Origin of the sequence: Jeongeupia sp. USM3 (assembly GCF_001808185.1) — a bacterium.
Taxonomy (GTDB): domain Bacteria; phylum Pseudomonadota; class Gammaproteobacteria; order Burkholderiales; family Chitinibacteraceae; genus Jeongeupia.
Genome location: NZ_CP017668.1, coordinates 858,497 through 873,465, shown reverse-complemented (window position 1 = coordinate 873,465; position 14,969 = coordinate 858,497). Strand labels below are relative to the sequence as shown.

Annotated in this window: 12 protein-coding genes; all 12 read left to right on the top strand. The window is 61.1% G+C overall.

The features are described from left to right. Nucleotides 1-108: 108 nt before the first annotated feature. The 12 genes from BJP62_RS03985 (at nt 109) to BJP62_RS03930 (ending at nt 14,967) form a co-directional block, all read left to right on the top strand. Nucleotides 109-483 (top strand): glutaredoxin family protein, encoded by a 375-nt coding sequence (locus tag BJP62_RS03985; protein WP_070526809.1) that lies wholly within the window; start codon nt 109-111, stop codon nt 481-483. 31 nt (nt 484-514) lie between these two features. Beyond that, complete coding sequence (locus tag BJP62_RS03980) at nt 515-4,507, top strand: hypothetical protein (protein WP_145927093.1); 3,993 nt, start codon at nt 515-517, stop codon at nt 4,505-4,507. Between the two features lie 78 nt (nt 4,508-4,585). Next, nucleotides 4,586-5,857 carry a type II secretion system F family protein gene (locus BJP62_RS03975; protein WP_083300689.1) on the top strand — a complete coding sequence of 424 codons (1,272 nt, stop codon included), beginning with the start codon at nt 4,586-4,588 and terminating at the stop codon, nt 5,855-5,857. A gap of 35 nt (nt 5,858-5,892) precedes the next feature. Then, nucleotides 5,893-7,548, top strand: coding sequence for a GspE/PulE family protein (locus BJP62_RS03970; RefSeq protein WP_145927265.1), 1,656 nt, complete (start codon nt 5,893-5,895; stop codon nt 7,546-7,548). Nucleotides 7,549-7,648: 100 nt separating this feature from the next. After that, on the top strand, nt 7,649-8,944 hold the full coding sequence (locus BJP62_RS03965) for a hypothetical protein (protein WP_145927092.1): 1,296 nt from the start codon (nt 7,649-7,651) through the stop codon (nt 8,942-8,944). Then, entirely contained in the window at nt 8,932-9,579 is a 648-nt protein-coding gene (locus BJP62_RS03960) for a hypothetical protein (RefSeq protein WP_070526798.1), read from the top strand. The genes BJP62_RS03965 and BJP62_RS03960 overlap by 13 nt, the downstream gene beginning before the upstream one ends. Next, nucleotides 9,576-10,094, top strand: coding sequence for a hypothetical protein (locus BJP62_RS03955; RefSeq protein WP_145927091.1), 519 nt, complete (start codon nt 9,576-9,578; stop codon nt 10,092-10,094). Before BJP62_RS03960 ends, BJP62_RS03955 begins: the two co-directional genes overlap by 4 nt. Before the next feature lie 97 nt (nt 10,095-10,191). Beyond that, nucleotides 10,192-12,534 (top strand): cohesin domain-containing protein, encoded by a 2,343-nt coding sequence (locus BJP62_RS03950; protein ID WP_070526794.1) that lies wholly within the window; start codon nt 10,192-10,194, stop codon nt 12,532-12,534. Continuing rightward, complete coding sequence (locus BJP62_RS03945) at nt 12,531-13,022, top strand: type II secretion system protein (RefSeq protein ID WP_083300687.1); 492 nt, start codon at nt 12,531-12,533, stop codon at nt 13,020-13,022. Before BJP62_RS03950 ends, BJP62_RS03945 begins: the two co-directional genes overlap by 4 nt. Beyond that, nucleotides 12,997-13,452: a type II secretion system protein gene (locus BJP62_RS03940; RefSeq protein ID WP_236943656.1), complete on the top strand. Its 456-nt coding sequence runs from the start codon at nt 12,997-12,999 to the stop codon at nt 13,450-13,452. The genes BJP62_RS03945 and BJP62_RS03940 overlap by 26 nt, the downstream gene beginning before the upstream one ends. Beyond that, nucleotides 13,439-14,038: a hypothetical protein gene (locus BJP62_RS03935; RefSeq protein ID WP_070526790.1), complete on the top strand. Its 600-nt coding sequence runs from the start codon at nt 13,439-13,441 to the stop codon at nt 14,036-14,038. The genes BJP62_RS03940 and BJP62_RS03935 overlap by 14 nt, the downstream gene beginning before the upstream one ends. Next, a complete protein-coding gene (locus tag BJP62_RS03930; protein ID WP_070526788.1) occupies nt 14,035-14,967 on the top strand; it encodes a rhodanese-like domain-containing protein in 933 nt (310 codons plus the stop codon). The genes BJP62_RS03935 and BJP62_RS03930 overlap by 4 nt, the downstream gene beginning before the upstream one ends. Nucleotides 14,968-14,969: the final 2 nt, after the last annotated feature.

Below are 14,969 nucleotides of genomic sequence, written 5' to 3'. Positions count from 1 at the left end.
GCGGAAGCGGCATTGCGCGGAGGTAATGCGTTGGCGGGTTCATCCCGTCGCGGTCACGTTGCCCGCCCCGAAAAACCTGGCAGACTGCGATTCAAGCTGCTACTGGTTTTGGCGCTGCTGTGGGGAGGTTGGTCTGGCCTGCAGCATGTGCTGCAGCGGCATGGTGGGCTGAGTAGCATCAGCGCTCAACTCGACGGTGATTTGTCGGAAGAGCAACTGCACGCCTTGGCAGCGACGGTGCAGCCGGGTGAGGTGACGATGTACACCACGACCCATTGCCCATATTGCGCGGCAGCGAAGGGTTGGTTGAAGCAATACGGTTTCAGTTTTGACGAATGTGACGCTGAGGCAAGTGCCGAGTGCGCGCAGCAATTACAGGCGCTGGGCGGGGAGGGGGTGCCCTTCCTGATGGTGCGAGGTCTGCCGATGAAGAACGGTTTCAATTCCGACGAATTCGTGGCGCTGTTGCAGCGCCCACATTGATTAAACAACACCAAAAACACGGTAACTTTCCATGACCCGTTTCGTGGCCAATTCCTTGCTGTCCCGATTTACTCCTGTGCTGAGTTTGACAGCCTTGCTGTGCTCGGCATCGCCGACGCTGGCACTGCTGGCTGTCGGAGCCCCGGCATATGCCGAAGATACGGTCTGCGCCAAGGTGAAGATCGAGATCAAGCAGGAGCTGACGCTGGAACGGCAGGCGTTCGACGCCGAGATGAAGATCAACAACACCACCGACAACGGCGTGATCGAGAACGTCTCGGTGGTGGTAAAGATCACCGATGAGAACGGCACGCCGGTGGCGGCGACGTCCGATCCGAATGATCTGTCGGCGAAGTTCTTCGTGCGGGTGTCGGCCAAGGACAAGATCGACAACGTCGATGGCAGTGGTACGGTCAGCCCCAAGAGCACGGCGGTGATCAATTGGCTGATCATTCCGGCGCCGGGTTCGGCTGGGGATAATCCCGCCGGCAAGAAATATCTGGTCGGTGCGACCCTCAAATACAAGTTCGCCGGTGAAGAGCAGACACTGGATGTGTCGCCGGATGTGATCACCGTCAAGCCGCTGCCGCTGCTGACGCTGGATTACTTCCTGCCCAAGGACGTTTGGGGCGATGATCCGCTGACGGCCGAGATCGAGCCGATCGAGCCGTTTACCCTCGGGGTGCGGGTGAAGAACAATGGCCAGGCGACGGCCAAGAATTTGAAGATCGATTCGGCCCAGCCGAAGATCATCGAGAACAAGCAAGGTTTGCTGATCAACTTTGCCTTGACCGGCAGTTATGTGAACGATGCGCCGGCGCAGAATACGCTGCTGATCAATTTCGGCGATATCGCCGGCAACACCAGCAAGATGGGCCGCTGGATCATGGAATCCAGCCTGGCCGGCAAGTTCACCGAATTCACCGCCAAGTTCAGCCATGCCGACGAGCTTGGCGGCAGCCTGACGTCGATCCTGCAGGCGACCAATGCCCACCAGTTGATCCGCGATGTCCGCGTCGATCTGCCGGGGCGCGATACCGTACGCGACTTCCTGGCGCGCGACGGCGACATTGTGCGCGTGTACGAGTCGGACGGCCCGGACACCGAAGTGCTGGACCGCAGTGCAGTGGCGCAGTTGACGGCCGGGACCAATGCCGCCGGCAACGCCAGTTACCGGCTGGTGATTCCGGCGACGTCGGGCTTCGTTTACGTGCGGGTGCCTGATCCGTTCAACGGCCAGAAGGCGCTGGGGCAGATTCTGCGTTCGGATGCCAAGGCACTGTCGACCGAGAATGTCTGGCTGAGCAAGACCCGTAACGAACAAAGCAAACAGTGGGAGTACTGGCTCAATCTGTTCGATGCCAATACCACCGGCGTTTACGACACCGAATTCCAGGCCCCGCCCGCCGCGGCCAAACCGCCGGTGATCCAGTTCATCGCCGATCAGGTGACCAAGGAAGAGAAGCTGGTGTCGTTCCTGGTCGAAGCCAGCAGTCCGGATGGGCGTCCGGTGACGCTGTCGGCGGCACCGCTGCCGGCAGGCGCAACGTTTACGCCGCAAGCGACCGATCCGCAATCGCCGAAGCTGGCGCGGGCGCTGTTCAGCTGGACGCCGGAGAAAGGCATGGCCGGCAACTATCTGGTGGTGTACACCGCCACCGACGGCACGCTGAGCGCGACGCGCTCGGCCAACATCAAGGTCGATGTCAATGCACCGCCGCCGGGCCCGGGTACCCCGACGATCGACAGCCCGGTATCGGGCGGTGTCGTGACCAGCCTACGGCCGAATCTAGCAGTGCTGACTTCGACCAATTCGCTGGATCCGGCGGTGAAAGTGCAGTTCGAGTTGTACAAGGACGAAGCGATGGCGCAGCAGGTCGAGACCGCCCTAGTAGATAGGATCAGTGGTGGTGCAGCTGCGCTGCCGACAACATGGCGCGCTGCGGCGGACCTGATGGACAACACCAACTACTGGTGGCGTGCCCGGACGTTTGACGGTTCGAAGCAATACAGCAACTGGGTGAATGGCCACTTCTTCGTCAATCTCTACAACGACGCTCCGGACAGCTTCAACCTGACCAGCCCGGCGCCGAATGCCGAGGTCGCCGAGCTGCAGCCTGTGCTGAGCTGGACCAATGCGGTCGATCGCGACGGTGATGTGGTGAGCTATGGCGTCACCGTCTACAAGGACGCGGCACTGACCGAGGTCGTGACACAGGTGGCCGACCTTGCTGCCGGCAGTAGTGGCAGCACTAGTTGGACCGTTGCTGCGCCGCTGGACAACCACGTCAAGTACTACTGGCGTGTGATCGCCAAGGATGCACTGGGCGCGCAAACACCGAGTATCGCCCGTCCGTTCGTGGTGAACACCGGCAACACGCCGCCGTCTGCGCCGGTGATCGTTAGCCCCGCGGTGGGCGGCCAGAGCGCCAACACCACGACGGCGCTGACGATCCAGAACAGCGTGGATGGTGAAGGCGATCTGATCACTTATGTGTTCGAGCTCGACACCGTCAACACCTTCGACTCGGGCGACAAGCGGACTTCGGGTCAGATCATGCAAACCAGCAGCCAGGGCACGTCCTGGAGCGTTGGCAACCTGCTCGAGAACAAGCACTACTACTGGCGTGTGAAGGCGCAGGACGGGCGTGCCGAGTCGGCGTGGGTGATGGGCGATTTCCTGATGAACGCGGTCAACGACGCGCCGCCGGCCCCGACGATCAAGAACCCGGGCAATGCCGCGTGGGTGGCGAGTCTGCAGCCGAGCCTGGAAGCCAATCCGATCGTCGATCCGGAGGGCGAAGTGGTGCGCTATCAGTTCGAGGTGTATCGCGATGCCGGTCTACAGAACAAGGTGTTCAGCAGCGTTGCCGATGCCGCCGCGTTGATCGTGCCGGTGCCGCTGCAGGACAAAGCTTCGCACTGGTGGCGCGTCCGTGCGCTGGATGCGCCGGGCGCCAGCAGCGGCTGGAGCTCGACCTCGCTGATGTATGTCAGCACGGCGCCATACCAGGATCCGACGATTCAGGTGACGGCACCGGTTTCGCCGATCGTGCCGGACGTGGTGTCGGGGACGAATGGTGCCCGCAAGCAGGTCAGCATTCGCTGGGAAGGTGTCGATCCGAACATCGAAGCGACCGTGGCGCTGTACTACAGCACCAGCAACAGCAGTTACGTCGGCAATGTGATCGTCGATGGTCTGCATCAGGCTGCGGGTTCGCAAGCCGGTACTTATGTGTGGGATGTCACCGATCTGCCGGTCGGCACCTACTACCTCTACGGCGTGATCTACGACGCCAAGGGTGTGGGCAAGGCCTATGCACCGGGTGCGGTGGTGATTCCACCGGCCACCCAGAGCGGCAAGATTGTGGTCGCGGCTGGGCAGAATCTGGTCACGAACGAAGATGGCGGCAATGTGGCGATCAAGGTTCGCTTGGGGACGCAGCCGACCAAGGATGTCGTCGTGCCGCTGACCCCAAGTAGCTCCCGTGAGGCCTATACCAAGCCGGCACAGCTGGTCTTCACCAGCCAGAACTGGTCGCAGGATCAATCGGTGGCGATCTACGGCAAGAATGATTGCATCCACGATGGTAATCAGCACTACCAGGTGACTGCGGGCAAATCCGTTTCGTTGGATCCGCAATACATCGGTGTCGCCGCGCTGCCCATCAATCTGATCAACATGGACAATACCGACTGGCAGGACACGTCGAACAATCCGAACATCAATCTGTGCGCGGTTCAGCTCGTGAGCGAGCGCGAGGTCGGTGGCGGTTTTTGGGAAGCAGTGCTGACGGCAGAACTGACGAATGTCGGTGCTGATGCCAGCGCAGTGAATGCGCAGCTGACCCAGGTGCCGGGCGGAATTACGGTGGTCAAAGGCGGGCTGAAGTTTGGCGCCGTAGCGAGCAACGAAACCTCCAAGAGCACCGATACCTTCACCATTCGAGCGCCGTATTCGATGAAGGACGTGGTGCAGCAGGTCAGTGTTGGCTTCCGCTGGAGCGTGACCACCCAACCCTGAGTTTCAAATCCACTGTAACCGACCGGATCGCGTGCTGCTGCCCGCGATCCGGTTTTTATTCCTTTTCAAGTTTGACTCATGTCTTTATCTCAGACGGCCGTTACAACCAAAGGCCGTGATTTTTCGCACGTGGCGTCATCATCCGCGCCCAATTCGGCAGCCCAAATCCGACTGCGTGTTCAAGGCGCAGATGGTCAGGCCCGTGTCGTCGAATTTGCCGCGTCATCCGAAGCCGAGGCGATTCGACGTGCGGTGTCGCGCGGTCTGCGGGTGTTGTCGATCGAGTCGGCCCCTGATTCCGTTGGCGAATCGGCAACGCGGAACGGCCCACGTTTCCCGCTGATGCTGTTCACGCAGGAACTGCTGGCGTTGCTGGATGCCGGCTTGAACCTGACCGAGGCGTTGAGCACGCTGCACGCCAAAGAGCGGCATGCATCGACTCGTGGCACGCTGGGTGATTTGTTGCAGGCCGTGCATGAAGGCAAGAACTTCTCCGACGTGCTTGCTGCGCTGCCGGCGCATTTTCCGGAAGTGTATGTGGCTACGGTGCGGGCGTCCGAGCGCACCGGCGACCTGCCGCGGGCATTGGCACGATATATCGCCTATCAGCTGCAATTCGAGACTATTCGCAAGAAACTGATCTCGGCTGCCATCTATCCGGTGATGCTGCTGATTGTCGGCAGCTTCATCACCTTGTTTCTGCTTGGCTACGTGGTGCCCAGGTTCAGCACGGTCTACGAATCGTCCGGCCGGGCCATGCCTTGGCTGTCCAGCGTGCTGCTGGTGTTCGGCAAGGTGATCTACGCCCATTGGACTTTGGCTTTGCTCGGTTTGATCAGTGGCTTGGCCTTGTTGGGCTGGGCCATCAGCCGGCAGGAAGGGCGGGCGTGGATGCTCAACCAGGTCCTGCGCATGCCCTGGCTGTCCGCCAAGGCCGATGAATTTCGTCTGGCTCGCTTCTATCGCGCAGTCAGTCTGTTGTTAGCTGCCGGCATCGCCTTGCCGCGCGCCATGGGCATGGTGACTGGCCTGCTCGGGCCAAACCAGCAGGCACGCTTGGCGCATTGCCGGCAACAGGTCGAGCAGGGGCAGAGTTTGTCGGAAGCGCTGTTGTCGGCCGAGCTGGCCAGCCCCGTGGCCGAGTCGCTGATCAAGGTCGGCGAGCGCTCCGGTCAACTTGCCGAGATGCTCGAGCGCACCGCACGTTTTCAGGATGAGGATTTCGCACGCTGGATCGATTGGGCATCACGCTTGCTCGAGCCCATTCTGATGCTCGTCATCGGTGTTGTGATCGGTACCGTGGTCGTGCTGATGTATATGCCGATCTTTGACCTGACCGAGAGCCTTTGATGACGGCCGCAATCATTGATACCGAAGTCCGCTTGATGCCCGAACTCATCGCCGATGCGCGCCGCCATGCAGGACAACACGATTGCACCTTGATCGACGCGCTGCGGGAAATCACCGGGTGGGCGCCGGCAACGCTGGCGCAGGCGCTGGGCGCTTGTTTCGGTTACCCCGTTCTGGCCATGGGCGACTTGCAGGCGCTGAGGCCCGATTTCGACCGGATTGCCTACACCGATTGCGTGCAGCGTGGTCTGTTGATTGTCTCCGACGACGCAGGTGCGTTGTGTTTGGTGCTTGGTGACCCGTTTGATGGCGAAGCGGAAGAGTGGGCCTTGCGTCGTATCGCCGGATGCGAAGGGCTGCTCAAGATCGCCACTGCCCATCCCGATGACCTGAAAGCCTATTTCGCGCAGCTGGAACAGCAACTGCGGGCGATGGATGGTTACGACGGTGCCGAGCATGTGGGCCGGGACGAGGAAGTCGCCGCCGTCATCACGCTGGCATCGATCAGCGACGACACCAGTCCGGTGGTTAAACTGGTGAACTCGACCATCTACGATGCGCTCAAGCTGCAGGCAAGTGATATTCATCTGGAATGCGATGCCGGTTGCCTGCATGTGCTCTGCCGTATCGACGGCGTGCTGGTCCCGATTACCCAGGTCCAGGGACAGGAAATGGCCGAGCAGGTCATTTCGCGCATCAAGGTCATGGCCGAGCTCGATATTGCCGAGCGCCGTGTTCCCCAGGATGGCCGCTTCAAGGTTCGCGTCAATGGCCGGGATATCGACTTCCGCGTCTCGGTGATGCCGAACATTTTCGGTGAAGATGCTGTGTTGCGTTTGCTTGACCGGCAAGCGCTGACCGAAACGGCCAAGGGGCTCAGTCTTGATCATCTGGGCCTGGACGCCCCGACCATGCTGGCGATCCGCAGGCTCGCCAGCAAACCGCACGGCATGCTGCTCGTGACCGGGCCGACCGGGTCGGGCAAGACCACGACGCTGTATGCCGCAATCACTGAAATCCATACCGGACGCGACAAGATCATCACCATCGAGGATCCGGTGGAATACCGCTTGCCGCGGGTGCTGCAGATACCGGTGAACGAAAAGAAGGGACTGACCTTTGCCCGGGGGCTGCGATCAATTCTGCGGCACGATCCGGACAAGATCATGGTCGGCGAAATCCGCGACGACGAAACCGCCCAGATTGCCGTACAGGCGGCACTGACCGGTCACCTCGTGTTTACAACAGTCCACGCCAACAACGTGTTCGACGTCCTGGGGCGGTTTCTGCATATGGGTGTGGACGCCTACAGCTTTGCCGCTGCCTTGAACGGCATCGTCGCGCAACGCCTTCTGCGCATGAATTGTCCTCATTGCGCTGTAGATATCTCTCCGAGCGACAGCGAGCTTTCCTTGGCAGGACTCGACCGAACGCAGGTGAGTGGCTGGACGTTCAAGGCTGGTCAAGGTTGTGGTCATTGCCGTGGCGTCGGCTACAAGGGCCGAAAAGCGGCCGCCGAGGTGTTGCAACTGGATGACGCAATGCGTGAGCTGATCGCTGAGCGTGCACCGGTTTCCGCACTCAAGGCGCGCGCCGCCCAGGTCGGTCTGCGGGCGCTCAACGACACGGTGCTCGAATGGGTCGCCCGCGGTGAAACAACGCTGGACGAGGTGATGCGTGTTGCGGGGTAAGCGTAGCGTTCGCCGTGGCACCCTGCTGCTGGTGGTGGGCGCCACACAGGTGGAATGGGGCATCCTTAGTCAGGGACAGTGGGTTCGGGACAGTGTGCACTTGCTCAGCCTGACGACGTCCCAGAACAACGCAACGCTGACGTTGGCTGTCTTGCAGGGGCAGCTTGAGACGGCATTGACCCAGTGGCAGCGCGCCCAAGCCGGCAACAGCTGGCTTCAGGTGCGGGCGCTGCGCGTCATCATCGCCGACGGCTGGTTGTCGCAGACCGAGCTGCCGTGGGGGCCGATGATGAAACGGCCGGCGACGGCGCTGCGTTTTGCTCGCGATTACCTGGCTGGCGCCGGATTTGAGGTCGGCCTGGATGACACCATCCGCCTGGACGATGGTGCATTCGGTGCGCCGCGCTTGGCGGTGGCCTATCCGGCCGGGTTGATGGCGATGCTGGCGCGCTTGGCAAAGCAATTTGATGCGCCGCTGTCATCGGTGTTGCCGCTGAGCGTCGCTGCTTGGGGGCAGACCAAACCGGCTCAGCGCGCCGCTGCACGCGTCCTTGCCATCCAGGACGATGCGCTGTTGTTGTTCGCACGGGGGCATGGTGCGCTGTTTGATGTGAAAGTCCGGCCGGGCTTCGCCCTGCGTGGTGACGCCGACAGCGATGTTGCCGTGGTCGGCGAGCAATGGCAGCGGATGCGATTGCGGGATCCCCAGTTGAACGGCATGACGACATTGCCCGTACTGAGGCTGATCGACGAGGCCTCGCCACGATGGCCGCGAGGGTTGACCGGCGTGACGCTACCGCCCCAAGCAACCGGACAGCGTGTTTCGCCGCGCCTGCATTTGGCGCACTTGGTCACTCGCTCGTTCACTTCGCTGGACGCGCAGCGGGCTCGCCCCACGCCCGGGCTGGGTTGGGGGATGGCTCTGGGGGCTGCGTTGTCGTTGACCATGGCGTTGGTGATCTATGCCGGCCATACGGCCAGCCTGGCGAAGGCGCTGACAGCAGAGGAGACCGCCGGCCGTGCGGTGGTGCGTCCGGTATCACGGGCGACGCTCTGGTCGGCTGATGAGCTAGGCCGCGTTCAGGCGACGAATGCGGCGATTCGCCAATTGAATCTGCCGGTCACTGCTTTGCTGCAGACGTTGGCGCCACCGCAGGACGTGGCTGCTGCGGTCTTGAGCGTCGAAGTGATCGGTGCGGCTGCCGGTGCCAGCGGTCGAAAATCCGCGGTGAAAATCGTCGCCGAGGCGCCCAGCAGCAAGGACATGGCGCGTTACGTCGAGTTTGTCGCAAAGCGCCAGCCGTTCTCGGAGGTCTATCTGACCCAGCACGAAGTACTGGTGGCGGTACCTTCTCATCCCTATCGCTTCAGCATGGAGGCCATATGGTCGAACTGAAGCATGAGAGCCGTGGGAATAGTCTGGTGCAGGGGGCCGAGCGTCTGTTCTGGGCGGCGAAGCAGGGGCTGCGGCACTTCACGCGCCGTTTCGGATTGTGGGGATGGGGCCTGATGCTCTGCTTGGTGCTCAGCCTTGCAGCGAGCGTCGTCATTGCGCATCAAACGGCGCGCATTCGTGCATTGGAAAAACAGCTTTCCGATACTCGGCACGTGGCTCGTCCGGCAAGCGTGCCTGCAATCAATGTGGATGGCCGCGCAAAACTGAAGGCCTTTGCGGACCTGCTCCCGGCGTATGAAGCCATCCCCGCCGTGGTGACGAAACTGCTGTCCCAAGCCGAAGCACAGCACTTGCAGGTCTTGCGTGGAGAATACAAGCCACAGTTGGACGAACAAGGGCAATTCCTGCGTTACCGGATGACCTTGCCGGTGAAGGGGGATGCCGGGGCAATTCACCGTTTCATGTCGTTGGCGCTGCGGGACGAAAAGACGTTGGCCCTGGAGAGCATCCAGTTCAAGCGAGAGAAGCCCGAGTCGTTCGACATTGAGGCACAGATTCAATGGCTGGTCTTCACAAAATCACCCCAGACATCAGGCTATAGCGCGAGTGCCGTTGCTGCGAAGGCCGCGCGATGAGTGTGAAATTGCCGCGCGCCAGATTGCTCGGGATTTTGAGCCTCACGCTGCTGAGTGCCTATTTCATTCCGTCCTCGGATAGCGAGATCGTCGCACCGAGAAAAGCCGGTCATCGATCCGGTACATCGGTTGCACCGTCTCAATCTGCCGCGATGGAGGTTCTGAGTGTTCGGACACGAGATGCTGGCCTGGGGAGTGACGTCGCTTCGGGCGTATTTGCCGTGGCGAAGTGGCGCGTCATTGATGCCAAGCCTATCGCCTCGATCCCGGTGCAGGTTGCTGTGCCACCGCTTGCTCCACAAGCGCCGCCGCTGCCGTTCCGGTTTCTGGGGCGATTGGTTGAAGAAGGCAAGGTGACGATTTTTCTGCAGAACAAAGAGCAAAGCGTCGTTGTTCGCGTCGGCGACACGATCGATGAGCAATACAAGGTCGAGAGTCTCGACGACGGTATTTTGACCTTGCGGTATCTGCCCTTGAATCAGGTGCAAACCCTGGATGTCGGTAGTCAGAGTTAAGAGAAAAACAATGAACACGGTGTGGATGTTCCCGCAGGGGAATGCGGGCTCGGCCAGCAGGCTGGTGCATAGGCTTGCAGCATATTGGCGGACAGGGATGGCGCTGCTGATGGTGGCGCTGCTGTGCAGTTGCGCGGCGGGACAGGCCTTCCGCGAAGGCAATACGCTCTTGGAGGAAGGCAAGACCGAGCAGGGCTTGGCCAAGCTGGCCGAGGCCGCCAAGCTGGAGCCCAAGAACATGGAGTACCGGATCGCGCTGTCGAGCCGCCGTGATTCGATCATCAACAAGCTGATCGACTCGGGCGAGCGCGCACGACGTGAAGGCCGACTGACCGAGGCGGAAAAAGCCTACCGCCAAGTCCAAGCGATCGATCCGAACAATGCGATGGCCAGACAAGGGCTTGATGCCTTGGTCATCGAGCGTCGCCACCGCGCCGTTGTCGCCGAGGCCGAGGCGCTGTTCAAGAAGGGCGGACAGAACGATCTGGCCGACGCAGCCGAGAAACTGCGACCGGTGCTTTCGGAAAACCCTAACCAGAAAGAAGCATTGAACCTCAAGGCCCGGATCGACGAAGCTCGCGGCAGCGCGGTGAAGCCGGAGGCGAAACTGGCTGCGGCCTATCGCAAGCCGGTATCGCTGGAATTTCGCGATGCGCCGCTGCGCTCGGTGCTGGAATCGATCGCCAAGGTGTCCGGTCTGACCTTCTTCTACGACAAGGATGTCAGGCCCGATCTGAAGGCCACCGTCGTAGCCAAGAACACTTCGATCGAAGACACGATCCGCTTGTTGCTGGTGACCAATCAGCTCGAGCAGAAGGTGCTGAGTGACAGCGCGATCCTGATTTATCCAAACACCCCGCAGAAGCTGAAGGACTACCAGACACTCGCGGTGCGGTCTTTCTACCTGACCAATGCCGACGTGAAGGCCGTTGCGAATACGCTCAAGACCATCGTCAAGATGAAGGATATGGTGGTCGATGAGCGTTTGGGGATCATCATCGTGCGGGATACGCCGGAGTCGATCCGGATGGCCGAGCGTCTAGTTGCGCTGCAGGACCTGAGCGATCCGGAAGTGATGCTTGACGTCGAAGTGATGGAAATCAAACGCTCGCGCTTGCTGGAGCTGGGTATCCAGTGGCCGGGCCAGCTGAGTCTGTCCCCATTGCAGTTCGGTGGCGCGCCATTGTCGCTGTATGACCTGACGCATCTGAACTCGTCGCGAATCCAGGCATCAATCGGTCCGACGACCATCAATGCGCGCAAGGAAGATCAGGACGGCAACATCCTCGCCAACCCGCGTATCCGGGTACGGAACAAGGAAAAGGCCAAGATCCTGATTGGCGACCGTGTGCCGGTCATTACCACGACCTCGACCTCGACCGGCTTCGTCTCGGATTCGGTCAGCTATGTCGACGTCGGACTGAAGCTGGATGTGGAGCCGAACATCTATCTGGATGAAGAGGTCGCGATCAAGGTCAACCTCGAGGTCTCCAACCTGATTCGCGAAGTAACCAGCAAGTCGGGGACGCTGGCATATCAGATCGGCACACGTGGTGCGAGCACGGTGTTGCGCCTCAAGGATGGGGAAACCCAGGTGCTCGCTGGCTTGATCAGCGATGAAGATCGTACCAGCGCGAACAAAGTGCCAGGGCTTGGGGAAATGCCGGTGCTTGGGCGTTTGTTCGGCAGCCAGAAGGACGATACCCAGCGCACCGAAATCCTGCTGTCGATCACGCCGCGTGTGGTTAGGTCTCTGCGTCGCCCTGATTTGCAGGCCATCGAATTCGAGTCGGGTACCGAGACCAGTATCGGTGCGGGTTCACTGCGTCTGGGCACTGTGGAGCCGGAGAAGCGCGAGGACGAGGGTGCCAAGGCAAGCACGACATCGGCACCGGCAGCCCCCAAGACGCCAGCGACTACTGATGCTGGCAAGGGAACTACGCCCGTGGTTACGCCGCTGCCGGCCGCGACGCCATCGACGCCGGTTGCTGGCACGACGACGCCAGCCTCCACGGCAACGCCAGCACTGAACTGGCAAGCACCGGCGCAAGCCAAGGTCGGCGAGCAATTCAGCGTGGTGCTGAAGGTGAACAGTCAGGGGGCGCTGAGCGGCATGCCGACCTTGATCGGTTTCGATCCCGCGCTGCTGCAAGTGGTCAGCGTGCAGGAAGGCGAATTCTTCAAGCAGAACGGCGGTCAGACGAATTTCAGTCATCGTATCGACGCCGCCCAGGGCAAGGTATTTGTCGCGACGGTACGGCAAACCCCATCCGGTAACGATGCCGGGGTCAATGGCACCGGTGCGCTGGCAATGGTGACGTTCAAGGCGCTCAAGCCGACCGCGACGGCGAAGGTACAACTGCTGTCGGCCTCGCCTGAGCCGGCCCCGGCGGCGCCGATCGCGCTGCCGATCGAGCAAATCATCCGGATCGTGCAGTGAGCCCGAGGCGAGCGACGCGTCGGAGCCGTGGGTTTACCTTGGTCGAGCTGCTCGTGACGCTGGGCATCATGGGGGTGCTGGTGCTGGTGGCCGTCCCCATGGCCCAGGTCGCGGTCCAGCGCGACAAGGAGCGGCAGCTGCGGCAGGCGCTGAGCCAGATTCGTGATGCGCTGGACGCGTACAAACGGGCGTCGGATCAGGGACGCATTCTGGTCACGATTGGCGAGTCCGGTTACCCGAAAACACTGGACGAACTGGTCGAGGGCGTTCCGGATCAACGCAGTCCGTCGAAACAGAACATGTATTTCCTGCGTTCGTTGCCACGCGATCCGATGAACCCGGATGCAACGGCAAAACCGTCGGAAACCTGGGGTGTCCGAAGCTATCTGTCGCCGCCTGACGATCCGAGCGAAGGCGCCGATGTGTTCGATGTGTACTCAACTTCCGAGAAGGTGGGGCTCGATGGCGTTCCCTATCGCGAATGGTGAGGTTGGCGCGATGATTTCCTCTCTGAAGACAGGCGTTCAGCCTGACGCGCCCGGCAATAAGCGGCGTACAGGATTTACCCTGATCGAGATGCTGGTGGTGCTGGCGATCGTCGCCTTGCTGCTGACGATTGCGCTGCCACGCTACTTCGGTTCGCTCGATCGCTCGAAGGATGTCGCGCTCCAGGAAAACCTGCAGGTGCTGCGGGTGACCCTGGATAAATACTACGCCGACAAGGGTAATTACCCCGACACGCTGGAAGCATTGGTCGAGCAGAAGTATCTGCGTGCGGTGCCGACCGATCCGGTGACCGAATCCACCACCACCTGGGTGCTGATCTCGTCCACCGACCCGGATGTGCAGGGCATCGTCGACGTCAAAAGCGGCGCCATCGGGCAAACGAAAGACGGTCGCCAGTATGAGTCGTTCTGAGTCCGGCCGGCATGGCAGGCACGCGGGGTTCGCCTATCTGTGGGTGCTCTTGCTGGTGGCGCTGATGAGCCTTGGTTTGACCGTCGGCATCGAGATCGCAGCTACGGCGGTGCAGCGGGACAAGGAAAAAAGCTTGCTCGGTATCGGCCGGCAGTTTCGCGAAGCGCTGCGCCGTTACTACGAGACGCCACGACAGGGCGGCGCTGACGCGGGAAAGGAATATCCGGCGAGTCTGGAGGATTTGCTCAAGGACAATCGTTTTCCCGGTACCAAGCGGCATCTGCGACAGATCTTCGTCGATCCCATCACGGGCAAAGCCGAATGGGGGGTATTGCGGGTATCCGGACGGATTGTCGGGGTGTACTCGCTCTCCAAGAAGATACCGATCAAGCAGGACCACTTCGAACCGGATGACATGGGGTTTCGTGGCAAGCAGCAATATCGTGACTGGCAATTTACCTATCCGGCCGATCTGATGTTGCGCCCGGAAAACGCTTCCGCCGTTGCCACAACGGCAAGCACGCCGATGGGCCTAGCTCCGTCGCCGATGCCTGTGGCGCCTCCCAAAAAGAGTGAATATCAATGATCAGCGAACCGTTCAGCCTGTCAGGCTTGCAGCTCAGGCCTTGCCTCGCCGTTATTGCGAAGTGTCTGGTGGCGGCCGCCGCGCTTGGGTGCGTTGAACAAGTCAGTGCAGTGACCTCGGTCGAAGAGGCGTTGAAAGACATCTCGCCTGCCAGTGGCATGTGCTTGCGGGATGCGGTTGGTGCTAGCTCAGGCACTGTAAGCGCCATTCGCCCGAAACCGGACCTGTCGTGCGCGATCGCTCCGACCGAGTTGTCGCCCATGCTGGGACGACCCGAGCTCACGCTGATCGACGTGCGTCTGCGTGCCGATTACGATGCGGCGCGGATCGACGGCGCCATGAATCTCAGCGTGACGGATGTGCGTACCAAATCCTTCCTGCGCGACAAGTTGTTGGTCCTCATAGGCAGTGGTAAATCGGAACGGGAACTGTATGTCGCCTGTGCCGAGCTGAAAGGACAGGGATTCAAACAGGTCAAAGTCCTGCGTGGCGGCATGCCGGCCTGGTGGTCGCTCCAGCGACCACCAGGCGGAGAGCCCGGGGCTGGACAACAGGTGACCCCGTTGACGGCGACGGAGCTCTGGGCCGAAAGCCAGTTCGATGCGAACCTGATTTTACTGGCGACGTCCGACGCGGCCATGCAGCGCGTGCTGCCGGCTGCAACGCGCTTGCCTAATGATCAATCTGCGACAGTACGCGCTGCGCTCGACAAAAAAAGAAAGGCCAAGCAGTCGCCGCTCGGTGTCGTCCTGGTGCTGCCACCCAATGCGTCGGGAACCTTGATCGCGCAGATTCGCGAGGGGATTCAACCCCTGCCGTTGCTGGTCTATACCGGTTCCGCCGCCCAGTACTCGCAACAGATCGCCCAGCAAAAAGCGATCTGGGCGGCGCAGGAACGCGGCCCGAAGAAACTGGGCTGCGGTCTTTAGCC